The following is a 19,252-nucleotide window of genomic DNA, read 5'->3' as shown; positions in this document are numbered from 1 at the left end:
CCGCACGTTCGACGCCGCCACCTGAAGCGGCCCCCCGACGCACTGGCCCCACTTCAGCTTCGTTCCGCCCCGCCGTAATTCAAGAAGATCCGATTCGACGGCAAGCATTGCGCCGCTAGCATGGCGATAGCCCCGTCGCCCTCCGGCGGCGGGTCGAGACAGGGATCATCGCCGAGGCGGACAAAGAGCGGAGAACACACATGCTACGCAAGGCAGTGGATGACGATGCAGCGTTCCAGGAGGATTTCGAGGCGGCGGGACGCGACTGGGCCCCCAGGCTCAGGCCGTGCGGCACCTGCCATGCCTGCGAGAAGCCGGTCGGCCAGGCCGAGCTGTTCTGCAGCATCACCTGCCAGTACGCCTTCGAGCATTTCGAAATGCGTTTATTGCGCAAGGAATAGAACCGGAAGCCAAACCGGCACGACGCCCGCTCCCAGAAATTTCTGCCTACACCGGACGGCATTCCCGTTGCAGTGTGCTGTGTGTCAAAGCCACGAACATTTCCTTTCAAATTCCTGTCAACCACCCTCGCCTACCACCCGTTGAGGCGTGCATTACGGCGATATCCGCAAGGCGGAGCAGGCCGGAAAACGAGGCCTGGCGCGGCAGGTGTGTCCGCGAGAAACACTTCGACCTACGCAGTAACCGGCATTAACGAGTCACGCGTAAAAGTTACACAACTGTTGCACTTACGCACACTTTGTGTCGCCTTTCCCACGCGAAAGCCGGATACGCTTGATTCATCCCATCACTGATTGACCGCGAGAAATCATGACTGAACGCCTGATCATGCTGGACGTACCCGGCGTCCTGTATTCGGACCGCTCCGCAGCCCGCCTGGGCGGCACGCCTAACACGGGGACCCTGCGTGACGTCAGGTTTTTCGACCCCATCGCGCTGGGCTTCCTGCGCCGCCTTTTCGGTATCGCTGGCGCGCGCGTGGTGGTGTCCGACGCATGGCGCCGTGGCACCCCGGCGGCCATCTTCCAGCAGCTTGATCTGCAGGTGGAAGGCATGACGCCCCGCGTGGCAGGTGGCCATGGCGCCGAAATCGACGCCTGGTTCAGCCAACGCCCGGCCCCGGGCGCCTGGGTCATCCTGTCGAGCGCGCCGGCATCGTCGTTCACCGAGGCTCAACGCGCCCGCCTGGTACAGGTGAATCCGGCCGAAGGTCTGACGGTCGACAACTTCCGTCAGGCGCTGGACATCCTCGGTGTGGCCTGCCCGTCCACCGTGACGCCCGATTCGCGCGTGGAGCCCGGTCTGAAAGCCAAGCTGCGTCACCTGCAACGCCTGGCACGCGACGAACCCGAGCGTTTCATGCCGGCGCCGGCCGCGGCGGAAGCCCGCGAACAGGCGATGGCCGTGGCTGTGGCCAGCCTGACGGGCAAGCATCTGGAACCTGCCGTCATTCACGCCTGATCCGCGCCGGGTCTCAGGAACCGCCGCAAGCATCACGCCGTGATGCAACAACAAGAAGGCCGCCAGCGTTGGCGGCCTTTTTCATGCGCGGGCGACGCGCAGATCAGCGGGCGGTCAGCTTGACCGCCGGGAAATCCACGGGCACGGCAAATGCCACGTTGATGTAGTTGGTGAACAGATTCAGCGCGACATGGGCGACGATCTCGACGATTTCCCCGTCGTTGAAGCCCACTTCGCGCAGCCCGGCCACGTCGGCACCGGATACCTGACCGCGTGCCTCGACGAGTTTCAGCGCAAACGCCAGCGCCGCCGCGGTCTTCGGGTCATCCGATTGGCCGGCCTGGGCGGCCGCCATCTCTTCGGCCGACGCGCCAGCTTTGCGGCCCAGCGCCGTATGCGCGGCCAGGCAATAGTCGCAGCGATTGCGGTCGGCCACGGCCACGGCAATCTGCTCGCCCAGCTTGGCCGGAATCACGCCAGCGCCGAGCGCGCCAAACGCGGCCCACATCGACTGCAGGGCGGCCGGCGAATTGGACACGGCGCGGAACATCTGGGGTACACCGCCAAAAGCGGCCTGGATCTGGGCCAGCGCGGCCTGGCTGCCCGCGGGCGCGGCCTTGGGTTCCGGTACGGAAATACGTGCGGTCATGATGGAATCTCCTGTCGAAGTGATCTGGAAAGTGATCGAAATCAGGACGTCGCCGTCCATGGGTTCCACTATGGTGGCGCAAGGCGTACGATGGGATACCAACCGTCCCAAAAACGTATCAATTCATCCCGCCGTGTCCACCACCGCTGCACCGCTTACCGTCGATCGCCTGTCCGCGCTGCTTGAGCGGTTCCGCATCCAGGCGCACCTGTTCCATACCGGCCCGCTATGCGGTGTGTCACGTTTCGACGAGTCCCATCGCGGCTGTCTGCACGTCATGCGCGAAGGCAGCATGACGGTGACCCATCAGAGCCGGGGGCTGCCCCGGCGGCTCGAAGTTCACGAGCCCTCGCTGCTGTTTTATCCGCGTCCCGCGATCCACACCTTTCACAATCCACCGGCCGAAGGGTCACAGTTCTCGTGTGCCACGCTGGAATTTGCCGGCGGTGCCCGCAATCCGCTGGCACGTGCCCTGCCGCCGCTGATCGTGCTGCCGCTGGCTGACGTGCCAGGGCTGGCCCCAGCACTGTCGCTGCTGTTCGCGGAAACCGAACGCGTGCGATGCGGCCAGCGATTACTGGCCGATCGGCTATTCGAAGTGGTGGTGATCCAGCTCTTGCGCTGGATGCTCGATCATCCCCGGCAGGTCGGGGTCCAGCCCGGGCTGATCACGGGGCTGTCCGATCCGCGCCTGGCGCGGGTGCTGGTCGCCATGCACGAGGCCCCGGGCGCCAGCTGGAATCTGGAAAAGATGGCGGCCTGCGCGGGCATGTCGCGCAGCGCCTTCGCAGCAGCCTTTCGCGACATCGTCGGCCAGACCCCGGCCGACTATCTGACGGACTGGCGCATCAGCCTGGCCCAGACCCGGCTGCGCGACGGCGCGCCACTCAAGCTGCTGGCCGACGAACTCGGCTATGCCAATCCGTCGGCCCTGTCACGCGTCTTCCTGGCCAGGGTGGGCCAGTCTCCGCGCGACTGGCTGCGCGCGGAGAGTCACGGCATGGCGGAGGCCGCGACTCAGTAGTCGACCGTCATCGACACCTTGAACGTACGCGGATTGCCGATGTACAGCGTGCTGGCCGATGTCGACACGCCAGCCCAGTAAGCCTTGTTCGCCACGTTCTCCACGGCGGCGCGCAGCGTGTAGCGCATTTGCGAGGCCTTGAAGGTGTAACGCGCGCCCAGGTCGAAGCGGTTCCAGGACGGCAGCGCGATCGTGTTCGTGTTGTTCGCGTACTGGCGGCCGGTCTGGATATAGCGGCCCGACACGGTGGCCCCCGCCAGGAACGGCAGGTCGTACTCGCCGCTCAGCGTCATCGTGTAGTTCGGAACGCCCACGCCCTTCTTGCCTTCCGTCAGCGGGTTGCCGGTGTCCTGGTACTGCGAATCGATATACGACACGCCGCCCAGCAGGCGCACGCCGCGCACGGGTTCGCCAAACACGCTCAATTCCACGCCGCGATTGCGCAGGTCCTGCAGGCCGAACACGTTGCCCTGCATGGTGGTGCCCTGCGGCTGTTCGATCTGGAAGAACGCCAGTGTCGTGCCGAACGCGCCCGCGTCGTACTTCACGCCCGCCTCGTGCTGCTTCGACTTGACCGGCGCGAAGACCTCGCCGCGGTTGACGGCGGTATTGCCCGCCGTCGGACCCTGCGCCAGGCCTTCGATGTAGTTGTAGTAGACCGATACGTTCTGGAGCGGCTTGACCACCAGACCGAACATCGGCGACGTGGCAGAATCGCTATAGGTCGACGTCTGGGCACCGGTCGCCGTGGCGTAGCCACGCACGTTGATCACCTGCTGGCGCACGCCGGCGGTCAGCAGCACGCGGTCATTCAGGAAGCCCAGCGTATCGGACACCGACACGCCATTGAGGTTGGTCCGCTGCGTCACGTACGGATCGGACATATTGCCGGTGGCCGGGGCGGCCGGATAGGGAACAACCGGCGCGTTGTAGAGATTGGTCGCAAACGCGCCCGAGAATTCGAACGCCGTGGCCCGCTTCTGCTCCAGCCCCGACCAGCTCAGGTTGACCGTATGCTTGACGGGCCCGGTCACGAAGCGGCCGCGCACGCCGACTTCGCCGGAGAACGTGTCCTGCTCGAACGGCACGGTCAGGCGCGTTGCCGTGCCCACGCCGTTGTTGCCGACGCTCGCGCCGCTATAGCTGCCGAATTCGTTGGTATGGTGTCCGCCGAAGGCGGCATAGGCCGTCCAGTCCTTCGTGATGTCGTACTCGGCGCGGATCGTGCCGTAGATATCTTCGAGCGAAGAATTGGTCCACGGCTGCGCGAAGTTCGTGCTGGCCGACGGCACCGGCGGCAGCGCCGTGCCAGTCAGGTTGACCGTGCTGCGGCCCTGGTAGATGCGCTGCTTCTGATAGCCGAAATCGGCGTTCACGCGCAGGTTGTCGCCCTGGTAGTCCAGGCCCAGCGTGAACAGGCGCTGCTGGCGGCTTTCGTTGTCGATGGCCGTGCCGCCACCGCGCGCCATGGCGTTCACGCGCACCCCGAATTCCTTCTTTTCGCCGAAACGGCGGCCCACGTCGATGTGGCCGCCGGCCTGCCCGTCGCTGGTGTAGTCAAGCGTGCCCTGCGTGATCGGCGCGGCCGTGGCGTACTTCGGCACCAGGTTGATCGCGCCGCCCACGGCGGTGCCGGCGGCCGACACGCCGGTCAGGAAAGCGTTGGCGCCACGGAACACTTCCACACGCTCCAGCCCCTCGGTCGATGCCAGCTGGCGCGGCGCAATGCCGTACAGCCCGTTGTAGCCAAGGTCATCCGAACCCAGCGTGAAGCCGCGCACGACGAAGGTTTCCGAAAAATTGCCGAAGCCCGAGCTGACGCGGACGGCCGGATCGTCGGCCAGCACCTGGCCCACCGTGTGTGCCTGCTGGTTCTGGATCTGCCCGGCCGTGTACGACGTGACGCTGAACGGCACATCCATGAAATCCTGGTTGCCCAGGATGCCGATGCGGCCGCCGCGTGCCACCTGGCCGCCGGCGTACGGCGCGGGCAACTGGTCTGGCGACGACTCGCCCTTGACCGTCACCGTCGGCAGCGTCTGCTGCGTGGGCGGCGGCGCTGCTTCCTGCGCGGACGCCAGGGACGGCTGCGCGGCAGCCAGCGAGGCGGCCAGGATACTGAGGCGGGCACTACGGGACGAACGAGAAGAGCGGGCGGCGCGTGCGGCATGTGCAACGGCGCGAGGTACGGCAAAAGACAAGATGACACTCCCAAAAATAAAACGATGACGCCTGCACCGCGTTCCCGACGCGGCGGACAGGCATGACCCGTGTCCGTGAATGGCGGCATCGCTCTGTCGGCGATGCTCGTTGGAAATCGTTGTGATGCGTCGGCGCCTTATGACGGCATGAGCCATGGCGATGCCATGGTCGCCGCCATGCCCACCGCGATGGACGCGCGCGCCAGCCGCGGCGTGGCATGCGGCGCCCAGGCAAACGCACCGACCACGGCCAGCGCGCCAAGCGTCAGCAGTCCGGCCCAGTAGACGACACCGAAGGCCCAGCCTTCGGCCAGCACGCACGCGGCCAGGGCCAGCACCAGCGCGAGCCATCCCTGCCAGCGCAGCCGCATGGCCAGGGCCGGTGCCGGCGTGCTGCCGCGCCCGAACATGTCCGCGTGATGGCGATCCATGGCCTGCGCCAGCCACATGAAGCCGCCGATCGCGAAGCCCAGGCCTGCGACGCAGGCCGGCCCGACCGGCATCCATGCCACGCTCATTGCGACACCTCCCGCGACATCTCGCCCACGCCAGCTACCGCGCGCGGGGCAGCCGCCTTGCGCGGGGCGGCGCCTCGCTTGCCAAGCCCCCAGGCCGCCGCACCCAGGGCGATGCCCAGCGCCATCGCAGTCAGATCGAAGCCGGCGACCATGCCGGGCCCGTGGAACAGCGTCACGCCAAGATGGGTCGATGTGGTGAGCGCGTTCAGCACGGGCACGCCGGCAAACAGCGTCGCGGCCACCCACAGCTGCACGCGCCACATGGCGCGCGTGGGGCGCCATTGCGCCAGCAGCGCCGCCACGGCCCAGGCGCCGAAGAATGTCTGGATTTCGGCGGCCTGGCGTTGCGCCAGATCGACGGGAAGCAAACGATTGGCCCAGAAGTACGCGCCGATCGCGATCGGCAGGCCCGCAATCACGCCGAGGTTCAGCGCCTCGACCAGCCGCAGGCCGAACGGCGTGCGGCCCGTGGCGGCAATCCGTTTGGCATGGCCCTGGCGCGTCTTGACCGCCCATAGCAACGCGCCGGTGGCCACCATCAGGCAGCCAGCGAGGCCGGACGCGAAGAACAGCGCGCGCAGCAGCGGCGGCGCGAAGTGCGCCACGTGCAGACCGATCATGGCCGAACGCGTGGTGGCCGCCGGCGCCATGTCATCGCCCAGCGTTGCCTTCCGTTCACCGGTGGCACCCGTGAAGACCACGGTGGGCGTCGTCGTGCCGAACTGCCGGCCTTGCTCGCGTGCCACGGCTACCGTGGCGTTGGCCTTGTTGGGCGCCTCCACGGTGACGCGGCGCGGCGCGGCACCCTGCCAGTGCGCCGTGGCCTGCGCGAGCATCGGCCCGATCGGCGCCAGCGGCGCGGTTTCGGTGGCTGGCTTCGCGCGGGGCGCGCGGGCGGCCAGCTCGGCGTTGAAGGCCTGCTCGTCGCCCTTGTACACGGCCTGGATGCCCCAGGGCATGTACATGAACAAAAGCGTCACCAGGCCCGTGTAGGTGATCATCAGATGGAACGGCAGCGCCAGCACGGCCACCGCGTTGTGGGCGTCAAGCCAGGAACGCTGTCCCTTGCGGGCGCGGAACGTGAAGAAGTCCGCAAAGATGCGCCGGTGCGTGATCACGCCGCTGATGATGGCCACGAGCATGAACATGGTGCAGAAGCCGATAATCCAGCGGGCCCAGATCGCGGGCATGTAGTGCAGGTCGAAATGGAGCCGGTACAGGAATTCGCCGCCGCGCGTCTGGCGGGCGCCGGGGATTGGTTCGCCGGATACGGCGTCGAGCGTACGCGTTTCCAGCCGCGCGCGATTGGGCTTGCCAGCGTCCTCGGGCTTGGCCGGACGCAGCCAGAACATCGAGATGGCCGGATTGCGGTCGTCCGGCAGGGTGATGAACCAGCGTTCCGCGTCCGGTGCCTCGCGCTGCAGGAAGGCAACGGCGCGCCCGACGGCATCGGCGGCCGGCACGTTCCGGTTCAGCGAAGCGTGGAACTCCGGCTTCATCCAGACGGTGATCTCGTCCTTGACATAGCTGGCGGTGCCGCCGCAGAACACCAGGAACAGCACCCAGCACACCAGCAGGCCCGACCACGTATGCAGCCACGCCATCGACTGCCGCAGGCCCTGGCCTTTCTTGAGTTCGGCCATCACGCGCTCCGCAAAGCGAGCCAGCCCGCCGCCAGCACGGCGGCGGGCACGGCCAGGCCGATCCAGGCACGCCGGGCCGTATCGGCGGCAAACACCCAGATCACCGCCAGCGCAAACCACAGGAACGACAGCAGCGTGGACGTGATGACCGCCTCGACGCGCGCCATGCCCGCCCAGTTGGCAAGCACCAGCGCCAGGCATCCCGTCGCCAGGGCTGCAACGGCGTAGCCGCCCAGGATGGCGGCCACTGCGCGCGAAGCAATCGCCATGCGATAGCCCATCGGAACGCCCTGCTTCATGTTTGTACTAGCCCGGAAAAAATGGAACGCACATGATAAGCGTTCTCATCTCCATTGTCTTTGGGGACGTATGACAAGTTCCATGACTGGCACAAGACATTGGCATACATGTCGCAAACACGACAAATCCGGGGCACGAGCGGCGAGCGTGGCGCTCCGATATTCGCACAGAGATTCGCGTATGATTCCGCTATGCAGAACCACTATTCCACGGTGCGGTTGCACTCGTTGAAAAACGATGGGACGATGGCCCACATCGAATACCGGCGATCCCAAGGGTCAACGCCGGAGCCTTACCCGGAGACATCATGCGCAGTACCGCTGCACCCGCGACCCATTCCGCGTCCGCACCCGCTCAGCCGCCATCCGCCGCACCCCCCACCGATTCGCCGCCCCCGTTCGAACCCGCGTTCGCCCGCCTGCACCAGACCATGGCTCCGTGGGTGGCCAGCACGCCCGAGCGGATCGCGATCATGGACGCGCACCGGGCCTTGCGCTACGCCGAACTCGACGTGGCGGTTCGTGAAACGGCGACGACGCTGTCCGAACTCGGTGTGCGCGGCGGCGACCGCGTGGTGCTGGTGACCGAAAACAGCGTGGGCTGCGCGGTGCTGCTGCTGGCGCTGAGCGCCATCGACGCCTGGTCGGTGCCGGTCAATGCGCGGCTGTCGCAGCGCGAGATCGCCAATATCGTCGAGCACGCCGGCGCGCGCGTGACGCTGTATCTCGACAACGATTTTCCCGAGGCGCGCGAGCACGGCCTGGCGCGTGGCGCGCAGTGGGCCGAATGGCCGCACGTGGGCAAGCTGCTGGTCAGCGTCATCGACGACGGCGTCGAGCCCGAACCCGTCGAAGCCGACCCGCGCCAGCAGGTGGCGGCGATGATCTACACGACAGGCACCACCGGCGCGTCGAAAGCCGTGATGCTGACGCACGCCAACCTGATGTTCATCGGCCATTCCAACCGGATGCAGTCACGCGTGAAGCCTGGCGACCGCATCTACGGCGTGCTGCCGATCTCGCACGTGTACGGCCTGTCGGTGCTGCTGGTGGGCCCGGTATCGAACGGTGCGACAGTGTTCTACGAACCGCGTTTCCGGCCCGACAAGCTGGTGCGTACGCTGATCGACGATCAACTGACGGTGCTGCACGGTGTGCCGGCCATGTACGCCAAGATCATCGAATGGGCCCGCGCCAACAACCAGTCGCTGCGCACGCCGTCGCTGCGCATTGCCCAGTCGGGCGGCGCACCGCTCACGGCAACGCTGAAGGCCGCCTTTGAAGACGCCTTCGGTATCGTGCTGAACAATGGCTACGGCATGACCGAGACATCTCCCACGGTCTGCCAGACCCGGGTGGAACAGCCACGCAATGACTGCTCCGTGGGCCCGGCCGTGCCCGACGTGGAAATCCGCCTGGGCAACCCGCTGCCCGACGGCAGTGGCGAACTGCTGGTGCGCGGGCCCAATGTGATGAAGGGCTACTACCGCAGGCCCGACCTGACCGCGCAGACCATCGACAGCGATGGCTGGCTGCATACCGGCGACCTCGCGCGCATCGATGCCGACGGCGCCGTGTCGATCGTCGGCCGCTCGAAGGAAATCATCATCCATTCGGGCTTCAACGTGTATCCGGAGGAAGTGGAGCAGTCGCTCAATGCCTTCCCCGCCGTGCTGCAGTCGGCCGTGGTGGGCCGCGCCGTCGAAGGCAACGAGGAAGTGATTGCGTTTGTCGAGGTACGCAGTGGCATGGCGCTGGACGAAGCCGCCTTGCGGGCCTTCCTGCGCGAGCGCCTGTCGCCCTACAAGATTCCCGCCGAAATCCGCACGGTGCAGCAACTGCCTGCCGCACCGTCGGGCAAGATCCTCAAGGCCCGCCTGCGCGAGCAGCTGGCGGCCGGCAACGTGTGAGCAGCCTCATGGAAGACACCCTGACCGAACGGCCGGACGCCGCCGACCTTGGCGACCGCGACGACGCCATCGACATGCCGTCCGACACCACCCCGGCACGCAAGGACAACCGCAAGGAAGACCGCCACTTCGTGACGGCGCTGGCGCGCGGGCTCGACGTGCTGGCGTGCTTTCGCGGGTTCGACGCGGAACTCGGCAATGCCGAACTGGCACAACGCTGCGGCCTGCCGAAATCGACGATCTCGCGGCTGACCCACACGCTGACCGAACTCGGCTACCTGCAGGCACTGTCCGACCCCGTTCGTTACCGCCTGGGCAGTTCCGCGCTGGCGCTGGCGCCGGCCGGTCAGCAAGGCGCCGACGTGCTGTCGGTGGCCAAGCCCTTCATGCGCGAACTGGCCGAACTGTCGCAAGGCGTGGCGTCGCTGATCGTGCGCGACCGCGGCCGCATGCTGATCTATGAAAACTGCCAGTCCGAAAGCTACCTGACGCTGCGGGTGCCGGTCGGCAGCCGCGTTTCGGGCCTGACCACTGCGGCGGGCCGCGCGTACCTGCTGGCCCTGCCGCCGGCCGAGCAGCGCCAGGCGCTGAGCGCATTCCGCGCCGACGACAAGGTCAGCGCCGCGCAGGCCGAAGGCATCCTGTCGAACTGCCGCGACGAACAGCGCCGGCTGGGCTGCACGACGTCGTTCGGGGAATGGCTGCCCGACATCAACTCGATTGCGCTGGCGTTCCGGCCGGGGTCGTCGCTGCCGCCGATGACGTTGAGCTGCAGCGGCCCCAACGCGCTGGTGCCGCCCGCCCACCTGCTGGAAAAAGTCCGGCCGCTGCTGCAGCAGCACATCCGGGGCATCGAGGCGGCACTGGGCGTGAGCGCCTGAGCCGGCAGCCTGCCGGACACGCCGCCTCGCGCTCAGCGCGGCGGCGTGTCGGCCCCATCGTCGTCGCCGTCGCGGTATTCCGGGGGCAGCTTCTTGGTCAGCCTGCCGTCGAAGCGGGCATGCAGGCTGTTCTCGAACTTGCCGCCCAGCCGCAGCAGCAGCATGCCCAGCGCGAGCGCCATCACCACGATCGCGTAATAGCCGGCGCCCGACGCCGCACCCAGGATGGCCGCCAGCCAGATGCCCGCCGCCGTGGTCAGCCCCTGCGGACGGTCATGCACGCCGTGCCGCGCAATCACGCCCACCCCCAGGAAGCCCACCCCGGTCAGCAAGCCCTGCAGCACGCGCGACATGGCATCGGCAGGGTGTCCGTTGAGCGTCACCACGCACACGGCCGTGGCCGCCCCCAGCGCCACCAGTCCCAGCGTGCGCATGCCGGCCGCCTTGCCGTGCAGATTGCGGTCCAGGCCGATGATGGCTCCCGCGGCAAGCCCGCCAAGCAGCCGCCAGAAGAGTTCCAGAGAGAATTGGTCCATGTCGGCAAGCTTAGCGCGTGAAGCGTCGACATGACAGCCGGGATTGCCGTACGATGCGGATTCCCTGCCTTCGCCCCACGGAACCGATTCCATGCCCCATCTGATTGTCGAAATCACCGAAAACACGCGCCTGACCTGCTCCTTCGAGGAACTTCTGGACGAAGCGAATGCCGCGCTGCTGTCGAGCGGCCAGTTCCAGGAACCCGATATCAAGTCGCGTTGCGTCACGCTGTCCACGTTCCGCCAGGGCACGGAGCCGGCCGACCGCGCCTTCGTCCATGCCACGCTGCAGATCCTGGACGGCCGCGACCAGGGCGTGCGCAAGCAGCTTGGCGAACTGGTGGTGAATGCGATTTCGGAAATGGTGCGCCCCGGCGCGCCAGGACAGACCGTGCAAGTCACGGTGAACGTCGTGGAAATGGAGCGCGCCACGTTTTCCAAGCAGATCATTGCCGGCTGAATGGCCGGCTGGATCGGGACGGCGCGATCTCGGCAGCGCCAATCCTGACCTAAGCTGGAACCTCCGGCTGGCCACGCCGGCCGCCAGTTACCGGGAGACATCGCCATGGACACCCCCTTCCACCCGTTCTCCGACCTCTTCGCACAGCTTGGCCTGCCGTCGGACGAGGCCAGCATCCGCGCCTTTATCGCCAGGCATTCGCCGGTTCCGCAGGATGTCGATCTCTGGGACGCCCCCTTCTGGACACCGGCACAGGCCGCGCTGCTGCGCGACGAGATCATCGAGGATGCCGACTGGGCCGAGGCCGTCGATCAGCTGAACCTGGCCCTGCGCGCGCCGGCCTGATCCGCGCCGCGCGTCGCTGCTGGCGCGTAGCACCTTGGGCCGATGGACGCGGGCGCGGGATCGGCGCTACCATCGGCTGATCCACCCTCCAGGGTGGTTGCGACCCGCCACCCGCCGCCCTGCGGCGGGCGTGCCAGTCCGCCACGGAGATATCCATGCTGCTGCGCCGTCATGCAAACCGACTCGCATTGTTCGCCGCGTCGTTCGCCATCCTGTTCGCCGGTCTGACGCCCGTTTTCCATGGGCATGCCCAGACACCGCAGCCGTCCCCGGGCGACGCCGCCATCAACGACGCCATTTCCGATGCGGTCCGTCAGGGCTCGATCCGCTTCCAGCCCACACCGTCGCATGCGCCCACGCTCGAAGAGCAATGCGACCAGCTTGCCTTGCAGATCGGCGAAACCCCGCGCCGCAGCTACCGGCCCTCGAACGCGCCGGTAGAAAACAGCCAGGGCAATGAAATCTCGACGGTCGAGCGCGACCGCACCCGGCGGCAACTGCAGAAGGTTTATCAGGAAAAATGCATGCAGTAGCGGACCATCGCGCCGCGACGGCCGGGACGGCGGCCCTGCCGTGATCGGATAACGGGGGTCACGGCACAAGGCGACGTATTCAGCACTTCCGCTCAGGTCACCGGCGCCGGGTTGAACAGTGCCAGCGAATTGTGCAGGCCATGGTGCTCGGCCCAGGTCTTCTTGCGGCCGCTGGCCACGTCGATCATCAGGCGGAACAGTTCCCAGCCCACATCCTCGATAGTGGCTTCGCCCGTGGCGATGCGGCCGGCGTTGACATCCATCAGGTCGTGCCAGCGTCGCGCCAGGTCGCTGCGGGTGGCCACCTTGATGACCGGCACCTCGGCCAGGCCGTAAGGCGTACCCCGGCCCGTGGTGAACACGTGCAGATTCATGCCGGCCGCCAGTTGCAGCGTGCCGCAGATAAAGTCGCTGGCCGGCGTGGCGGCGTAGATCAGGCCCTTGGTGCGGACCTTGTCCCCGGGCGACACCACGCCCGAGATCGGCGCGCTGCCCGATTTCACGATCGACCCCATGGCCTTTTCGACGATGTTCGACAGGCCGCCCTTCTTGTTGCCCGGCGTGGTGTTCGCGCTGCGGTCTACACGGCCGCGGTCCAGGTATTTGTCATACCAGTCCATCTCGCGAATCATCGCCTCGGCCACTTCGGGCGTGGCGGCGCGCGAGGTCAGCTGGTCGATGCCGTCGCGCACTTCGGTCACTTCGGAGAACATCACCGTGGCGCCGGCACGCACCAGCAGGTCGGTGGCAAAACCGACGGCCGGGTTGGCGGTGACGCCCGAGAACGCATCGCTGCCGCCGCACTGCACGCCTACCACCAGCTCGGAAACAGGCACCGTCTCGCGCTTGCGCGCATTGAGCGCCTCGAGGTGCGGAATGGCCATCTGCACGATCGAATCGATCATCGAGCCGAAGCCCACATGCTTGTCGTCCTGCAGGCAGACCACGCCCACCTGCACTTCGCCGGCGCCGGTCTGGATCGGGATCGTGCCTGGCGGCATCAGGCGCTCGGGTTGCAGCTTCTCGCAGCCCAGGCTCACCATCATGGCGGTTCCGCCAAAATTCGGGTTCAGCGCGATATTGCGCAGCGTGCGGATCGGCACCACGGCATCGGGCGCATCGATGGCCACGCCGCAACCGTAGGTGTGCTCCAGCCCGATCACGTCGTCCACGTTCGGATACTTCGGCAGCAGTTCGGCCTTGATGCGCTTGACCGCGTGGTCGACCACGCCAGCCACGCACTGCACGGTCTGGGTAATGGCGAGGATGTTGCGGGTGCCCACCGAGCCGTCTGGATTGCGGAAGCCTTCGAACGTGTAGCCTTCCAGCGGCGGCAGCGGCTCGGGCAGGCGCGTGCCGATCGGCAGGTCGGTCAGCCCCGGAGCCACGGGCATCTCGATCACGCGTTCGTTGACCCAGCTGCCGCGCGGCAGGTCCTGCAGCGCATAGCCGATGGTCACGTTGTAGCGCGTGACCGCGTCGCCCTTTTTCAGGTCCGCCAGCGCCACCTTGTGGCCCTGCGGCACGCGTTCCACCAGAGTCAGGCCGCACGGGAACACCGTGCCGGCAGGCAGGCCGCCGTCATTGGCGACGATGGCCACGTTGTCATTGGCGTGGATGCGGATGTACAGCGGCGGACGTTGCTCCGCGGCCTGGGCGTTCTGTACCGACAGGTCCGACATGGTGGGGATTCCTTCTCTATTGGGGGTGCTTCAGTTCGACGCGGCGAATGTCCTTGACGATCACCAGGTAGCTCAGCACGGTCACCAGGGCGTTGATGCCCACGAAGACCAGCGCGCCGTTGAACGAGCCCGTGGCGCTCAGGATATAGCCGATCACAATCGGCGTCACGATGCCCGCGATATTGCCAAACGTGTTGAAAATGCTGCCGGCCAGGCCGATCACTTCCTTGGGCGCCGTATCGGCCACCACGGCCCAGCCCAGCGCGCCAATACCCTTGCCGAAGAACGCCAGCGCCATGATGCCCACGACCAGCCATTCGGCATCGACGTAGTTGCACGCGATCATCGACACCGACAGCAGCATGCCGGCCACGATGGGTACCTTGCGGGCCAGCGTCAGCGAATGGCCACGGCGCAGCAGCGTGTCGGAGATCACGCCGCCCAGCACGCCGCCCAGGAAACCGCAGATGGCCGGCAGCGAGGCCACGAAACCGGCCTTCAGGATCGACATGCCGCGCGCCTGCACCAGGTACACCGGGAACCACGTCAGGAAGAAGTACGTCAGCACGTTGATGCAGTACTGGCCCAGGTAGACGCCGGCCAGCATGCGGTTGGTCAGCAGCTGCCTGGCGTAGAACCAGCCGGCCGGATTGGCCACGGGGCCGCCGTTTCTGGCGTCTTCGCCTTCGCCCATGTGGATCAGGCCGCCGCCCTGCGCGATATGGTCGAGCTCGGCCTGGTTCACGCCGGTGTGCGTGGCCGGGCTGCGCATGACCTTGAGCCACACCAGCGCCAGCAGCATGCCCATGATGCCCATCCACAGGTACACATGGTGCCAGCCCCAGCTATGGACGATCCACGCCATCAGCGGCGTGAACACCACGGCCGCAAAATACTGCGCGGCATTGAAGATGGCCGACGCGGTACCGCGCTCGGCGGTCGGGAACCAGCTGGCCACCACCTTGGCGTTGGCCGGGAAAGCCGGCGACTCCGCCAGCCCCACGGCAAAGCGCAGCGCGAAAAGAATGCTGATGGCCTGGCCGATCGTAGCGAAAACGCCAATCCAGCCTTGCAGCAGCGTGAAGAACGACCACAGGAAAATGCTGAAGGCATAGATGCGGCGCGCGCCGAAACGGTCGAGCAGCCAGCCGCCCGGGATCTGCGCCATCACGTAGGCCCAGCTGAAGGCCGAGAAGATATAGCCCATCTGCACCGCCGAGAAGCCGAACTCCTCGCGCATGGCGGGCCCGGTGATGGACAGCGTGGCACGATCGGCGTAATTGATCGTGGTCACGATAAAGATCAGGGCAAGGATCCAGTAGCGGACGTTGGTGCGGCGGGCGCCGGCTGCGGCGGCCGCGCTGGAAGCGGGTGTTGCGTTCATCGGGGTCTCCTCACAGCCGGTGGACCTCGATGCGGGAATGCGTCTGGACCGGCGTGTGATATGTCGTCGTACGACCAGAATTATAGAGACGCGGTTCCGTCCGCCACAGTGCGCGTTTACCCTGCCTTGGTGCAATGGTCTGTATTTCGGCGCGTGGGCCGATATCGCTGCCTTTCAATTGGCTTGCGGCTTTGCGGCGGATTCTGTCCGGTTTGCCAGCCCACCCTGCCCGGCTGCAGCAACGCGTGGGCACCCGTCTTCGCCACCTTTTTCACCGGGGTTTTCCCTTGGTTTGCGCCGTCCCACTTGCACGGTCAAGTTGTTAGTTGTACGATGACTTATCTCGAATTTAACAACGATGGATCGGGCACCCACCGGCCTTGATTCACACTTCACCCACCATTCGCCATGTGGCGATCAGGAAGAGCGACATGACTACACCGCAAGAACTGAAGCAGATTATTTCCGAAGGCCTGCTCTCGTTCCCCGTTACCGATTTCGACGCACAGGGCAACTTCCGCGCCGACACCTATACCGAGCGCCTGGAATGGCTGGCGCCGTACGGTGCCTCGGCCCTGTTCGCCGCGGGCGGCACCGGTGAGTTCTTCTCGCTGACGCAGCAGGACTACTCGAATGTGATCCGCACCGCCGTGGAAACGTGCCGTGGCAAGGTGCCCATCCTGGCTGGCGCTGGCGGCCCGACCCGCGTGGCCATCGAGTACGCCAGGGAAGCCGAGCGCCTGGGCGCCCACGGCATCCTGCTGATGCCGCACTACCTGACCGAAGCCAGCGAAGACGGCATCGCCAACCATATCGAAGAGGTTTGCAAGGCGACCCGGTGCGGCGTGATCGTCTACAACCGCGCCAATTCGCGCATCGGCGCCGACCTGCTGGCCAAGGTGGTGGACAAGTGCCCGAACCTGATCGGTTTCAAGGACGGCGTGGGTGACATCGAAGCCATGGTTCGCGTGCGCCGCAAGCTGGGCGACCGCCTGGCCTACCTGGGTGGCCTGCCCACCGCCGAAGTCTATGCCGCTGCCTACAAGGCGCTGGGCGTGCCGGTGTACTCGTCGGCCGTGTTCAACTTCATCCCGAAGACCGCGATGGACTTCTACCGTGCCGTGGCCGCCGACGACCACGCCACGATCGGCCGCCTGATCGACGACTTCTTCCTGCCGTACCTGGACATCCGAAACCGCAAGCATGGCTACGCCGTGTCGATCGTGAAGGCCGGCGCCAGGCTGGTTGGCCACGACGCCGGCCCGGTGCGCGCGCCGCTGACCGACCTGACCGAGGAAGAAGTGGCCAAGCTGGACGCCCTGATCAAGAAGCTGGGTCCGCAATAAGCCATACCGTATCGAGTTGAAGCATTGCGAGCCGACACAAGTCGGCTCTTTTTTTTTGAGCCGCCGCCGGTGCCAGCGGTGGACGCCGGCAGGCCACTGGCAACCCACCGGTACGCCAATCGTCCGCGATCCCGGCATCCGGATTCACCCTGATTCCGCACCCATTGCGAGCAAATCGCGCGATCATTGCGCCATTGACCGATGACGGAGCCCGATATGGCAGCGCAGTCAGACGACAAGGCAACCGAGCCGCTGGTGCTGCATGACAGCCGCGATGGCGTGGTGACACTGCGGCTGAACCGGCCGCTGCAGTTCAATGCGCTCTCGGAAGCCATGCTGGCCGCGCTGCACGGCGCCCTCCACGGCATCGCCAGCGATGACAGCGTGCGTTGCGTGATTCTGGCAGCCCAGGGCAAGGCATTCTGCGCGGGCCACGATCTGCGGGAAATGCGCGGCCAGCCCGCGCTTTCGTACTACCAGGGCCTGTTCGCCCGGTGCAGCGTCGTGATGCAGGCCATCCAGGCGCTGCCGGTGCCTGTCATTGCGCGCGTCCATGGCATTGCCACCGCCGCCGGCTGCCAGCTGGTCGCCAGTTGCGACCTGGCGGTCGCGTCCATGCAGGCGCAGTTTGCCGTGTCCGGCATCAACGTCGGGCTCTTTTGCTCCACGCCGTCGGTGGCGCTGTCGCGCAACGTGGCAACGAAACGGGCCTTCGACCTGCTGGTGACCGGGCGCTTCATCGACGCCCAGACAGCGGCCGATTGGGGCCTGATCAACGAAGCCGTGGCCGACGATGATCTCGATGCCGCCGTCGCACGCAAGGTCGCCCAGATCTGCGCAAAAAGCCCGACGGCCATCCGCTATGGCAAGGCCATGTTCTACAGGCAGCAGTCGATGCAGCTGGCCGACGCCTACGCCTTCGCTGGCGACGTGATGGCCCGCAACATGATGGAAGAGGATGCGGGCGAAGGGATCGACGCGTTCCTGCAGAAGCGCGATCCGCGCTGGACCCAGCGGTAGCACCGGATGCATCGCCCCGCGCGGACGATGCACCGTCGCCAGCCCATCCACGCACCACAACCGCCCCGCCATGCGCCAGGAAGGTGAAAAACAGCCGGATTTCGTCCGTTTTGCGCTGGCCCAAAACCTGCGATGGTGATGATTGAAGAGTAGAAGCGTTCAACCGCCCGTTTCCTGACGCCCCTATTGGCGCAGGCGGGCGGCAGGAAATTGCTCTTGATGTCCGCGCCGCTGCGGAACTCGAGAGCCAGAGACTTCCTGCATCCCAGGTATTCCAGGTATCCCGCTTTCCCGGTCGGCCGGACCCGTTCAACTTTTCCTGAACCCGGAACGACATGACCAGGACAACCACCCTCCCCCTGCACGAACTGGCGCGCGAGTCGCGCATGGGCGCCCACGGCACCGAGACCGATGCGCGGGACATCCGCCGCATCGACCTGTCGGATTTTGACCAACGCAAAGCCGAGATTGCCGACCAGCTCTGGCAGGCTGCCGTCGAAATTGGCTTCTTCCAGCTGGAAAACCACGGCATCGACCTGACAGCCGTGCGCGAAGCGTTTGCCATGACCGAACAGTTCTTCGCGCTGCCTGAGGCGATCAAGGGCCAGTATCCGCTGCAGAAGGCCAACAACGCCGGCTGGGAAACCCGCGCCCAGGTGCGCCCGTCCACCGGCACCCCCGATCAGAAGGAGTCGTACCAGATCACGCGCCCGCATATGGCCGCGCTGTGGCCCACCGACACCGAGCTGCCCGGTTTCCAGGCCACCATGCTTGCGTTCGAACGGCAATGCTGGGACGTCGGCATGAAGGTGCTGTCCTGCTTTGCCGACAAGCTGGGATTTGACGCGGATTTCTTCAGGCGCGCGCACGACCCCGTAGCGCCCGACTATCAGAGCACGCTGCGCCTGCTCCACTACTACGCGATTCCGCCTGAGGCGCAGGACAAACTCGACCTGTGGCGCGCCGGCGCGCACACCGATTTCGACTGCCTGACGCTGCTGTTCCAGCGCCAGGGACAAGGCGGTTTGCAGGTTTGCCCCGGCAAGGAGATGGAAGCCCAGGCATGGACGCCGATTCCACCGGACGAGGACGTGATCACCTGCAACATCGGCGACATGCTGATGCGCTGGAGCGACGACCGCCTGCCGTCGAACTTTCACCGCGTACGCAACCCGCTGCCGGGCGAATACATGGGCCCGCGCTACAGCCTGGCGTTCTTTTGCCAGGCCAACCGCAATGCCGTGATCGAGGGGCCGGCGAAGCAGTATCCGGCGATCACCGCCGGCGATTTCCTGCGCCAGCGCGTGGCGGCTAACTTCAAGGCGTACTGACGCCCGGGCGCCGGCCGGGCGCCCATAAACCAAAAGACCCCGTGCTCTTGCGAGACACGGGGTCTTTA

General features: G+C 66.2%; 19 protein-coding genes. 11 read left to right on the top strand and 8 right to left on the bottom strand.

The annotated features are described in order from the left end of the window. The first annotated feature begins 200 nt into the window (after positions 1–200). Entirely contained in the window at positions 201–401 is a 201-nt protein-coding gene (locus AC3G88_RS19775) for a hypothetical protein (protein WP_153947955.1), read from the top strand. 370 nt (positions 402–771) lie between these two features. Beyond that, a complete protein-coding gene (locus tag AC3G88_RS19770; protein WP_488773292.1) occupies positions 772–1,422 on the top strand; it encodes an HAD domain-containing protein in 651 nt (216 codons plus the stop codon). A gap of 103 nt (positions 1,423–1,525) precedes the next feature. Here AC3G88_RS19770 and AC3G88_RS19765 read toward each other — a convergent pair whose 3' ends face one another. Further along, a complete protein-coding gene (locus AC3G88_RS19765) occupies positions 1,526–2,071 on the bottom strand; it encodes a carboxymuconolactone decarboxylase family protein (protein ID WP_488773293.1) in 546 nt (181 codons plus the stop codon). Between the two features lie 133 nt (positions 2,072–2,204). Between AC3G88_RS19765 and AC3G88_RS19760 the strand changes: the two genes are divergently transcribed. Then, positions 2,205–3,095, top strand: a complete 891-nt coding sequence (locus AC3G88_RS19760; protein WP_488893794.1) for an AraC family transcriptional regulator — start codon at positions 2,205–2,207, stop codon at positions 3,093–3,095. On the opposite strand, the gene AC3G88_RS19755 is transcribed toward AC3G88_RS19760, so the two are convergent. From AC3G88_RS19755 to AC3G88_RS19740, 4 genes are all read right to left on the bottom strand, one after another. Beyond that, positions 3,089–5,296: a TonB-dependent receptor gene (locus AC3G88_RS19755; RefSeq protein WP_488893793.1), complete on the bottom strand. Its 2,208-nt coding sequence runs from the start codon at positions 5,294–5,296 to the stop codon at positions 3,089–3,091. The two genes, AC3G88_RS19760 and AC3G88_RS19755, sit on opposite strands and share 7 nt — an antisense overlap. A gap of 137 nt (positions 5,297–5,433) precedes the next feature. After that, a complete protein-coding gene (locus tag AC3G88_RS19750) occupies positions 5,434–5,814 on the bottom strand; it encodes a DUF3325 domain-containing protein (protein ID WP_488773296.1) in 381 nt (126 codons plus the stop codon). After that, positions 5,811–7,457, bottom strand: coding sequence for a PepSY-associated TM helix domain-containing protein (locus AC3G88_RS19745; RefSeq protein WP_488773297.1), 1,647 nt, complete (start codon positions 7,455–7,457; stop codon positions 5,811–5,813). Before AC3G88_RS19745 ends, AC3G88_RS19750 begins: the two co-directional genes overlap by 4 nt. Next, positions 7,457–7,756, bottom strand: a complete 300-nt coding sequence (locus AC3G88_RS19740) for a DUF3649 domain-containing protein (RefSeq protein ID WP_488773298.1) — start codon at positions 7,754–7,756, stop codon at positions 7,457–7,459. The genes AC3G88_RS19745 and AC3G88_RS19740 overlap by 1 nt, the downstream gene beginning before the upstream one ends. 308 nt (positions 7,757–8,064) lie before the next feature. Between AC3G88_RS19740 and AC3G88_RS19735 the strand changes: the two genes are divergently transcribed. Next, positions 8,065–9,666 carry a class I adenylate-forming enzyme family protein gene (locus AC3G88_RS19735; protein WP_488773299.1) on the top strand — a complete coding sequence of 534 codons (1,602 nt, stop codon included), beginning with the start codon at positions 8,065–8,067 and terminating at the stop codon, positions 9,664–9,666. An 8-nt stretch (positions 9,667–9,674) separates the two neighbouring features. Then, positions 9,675–10,547 (top strand): IclR family transcriptional regulator, encoded by an 873-nt coding sequence (locus AC3G88_RS19730; protein ID WP_488773300.1) that lies wholly within the window; start codon positions 9,675–9,677, stop codon positions 10,545–10,547. Positions 10,548–10,579: 32 nt separating this feature from the next. On the opposite strand, the gene AC3G88_RS19725 is transcribed toward AC3G88_RS19730, so the two are convergent. Then, positions 10,580–11,083 (bottom strand): MgtC/SapB family protein, encoded by a 504-nt coding sequence (locus tag AC3G88_RS19725; protein WP_488773301.1) that lies wholly within the window; start codon positions 11,081–11,083, stop codon positions 10,580–10,582. A gap of 91 nt (positions 11,084–11,174) precedes the next feature. Here AC3G88_RS19725 and AC3G88_RS19720 point away from each other — a divergent pair, with 91 nt between their 5' ends. The 3 genes from AC3G88_RS19720 (at position 11,175) to AC3G88_RS19710 (ending at position 12,421) form a co-directional block, all read left to right on the top strand. Continuing rightward, positions 11,175–11,543, top strand: a complete 369-nt coding sequence (locus AC3G88_RS19720; protein WP_487522131.1) for a 5-carboxymethyl-2-hydroxymuconate Delta-isomerase — start codon at positions 11,175–11,177, stop codon at positions 11,541–11,543. Between the two features lie 105 nt (positions 11,544–11,648). After that, positions 11,649–11,888 carry a DUF2789 domain-containing protein gene (locus tag AC3G88_RS19715; protein WP_153947963.1) on the top strand — a complete coding sequence of 80 codons (240 nt, stop codon included), beginning with the start codon at positions 11,649–11,651 and terminating at the stop codon, positions 11,886–11,888. A gap of 155 nt (positions 11,889–12,043) precedes the next feature. After that, positions 12,044–12,421: a hypothetical protein gene (locus AC3G88_RS19710; protein ID WP_488773302.1), complete on the top strand. Its 378-nt coding sequence runs from the start codon at positions 12,044–12,046 to the stop codon at positions 12,419–12,421. A gap of 92 nt (positions 12,422–12,513) precedes the next feature. Here the strand turns inward: AC3G88_RS19710 and garD are convergent, their stop codons facing one another. After that, a complete protein-coding gene (gene garD, locus AC3G88_RS19705) occupies positions 12,514–14,103 on the bottom strand; it encodes a galactarate dehydratase (RefSeq protein WP_488773303.1) in 1,590 nt (529 codons plus the stop codon). A gap of 16 nt (positions 14,104–14,119) precedes the next feature. After that, complete coding sequence (locus AC3G88_RS19700; protein WP_488773304.1) at positions 14,120–15,487, bottom strand: MFS transporter; 1,368 nt, start codon at positions 15,485–15,487, stop codon at positions 14,120–14,122. 431 nt (positions 15,488–15,918) lie between these two features. Between AC3G88_RS19700 and kdgD the strand changes: the two genes are divergently transcribed. The 3 genes from kdgD (at position 15,919) to AC3G88_RS19685 (ending at position 19,184) form a co-directional block, all read left to right on the top strand. After that, positions 15,919–16,833: a 5-dehydro-4-deoxyglucarate dehydratase gene (gene kdgD, locus AC3G88_RS19695; protein ID WP_153947967.1), complete on the top strand. Its 915-nt coding sequence runs from the start codon at positions 15,919–15,921 to the stop codon at positions 16,831–16,833. A 216-nt stretch (positions 16,834–17,049) separates the two neighbouring features. Further along, the gene (locus tag AC3G88_RS19690; RefSeq protein WP_488773305.1) at positions 17,050–17,853 is read left to right on the top strand and encodes an enoyl-CoA hydratase; all 804 of its coding nucleotides are present in this window, start codon (positions 17,050–17,052) and stop codon (positions 17,851–17,853) included. 335 nt (positions 17,854–18,188) lie between these two features. After that, positions 18,189–19,184, top strand: a complete 996-nt coding sequence (locus AC3G88_RS19685; RefSeq protein WP_488773306.1) for an isopenicillin N synthase family dioxygenase — start codon at positions 18,189–18,191, stop codon at positions 19,182–19,184. Positions 19,185–19,252: the final 68 nt, after the last annotated feature.

The organism is Cupriavidus sp. 86D6, assembly GCF_057815095.1.
The sequence above is the reverse complement of the archived record's forward strand: the minus strand, read 5'-3'. Positions and strand labels throughout refer to the sequence as shown.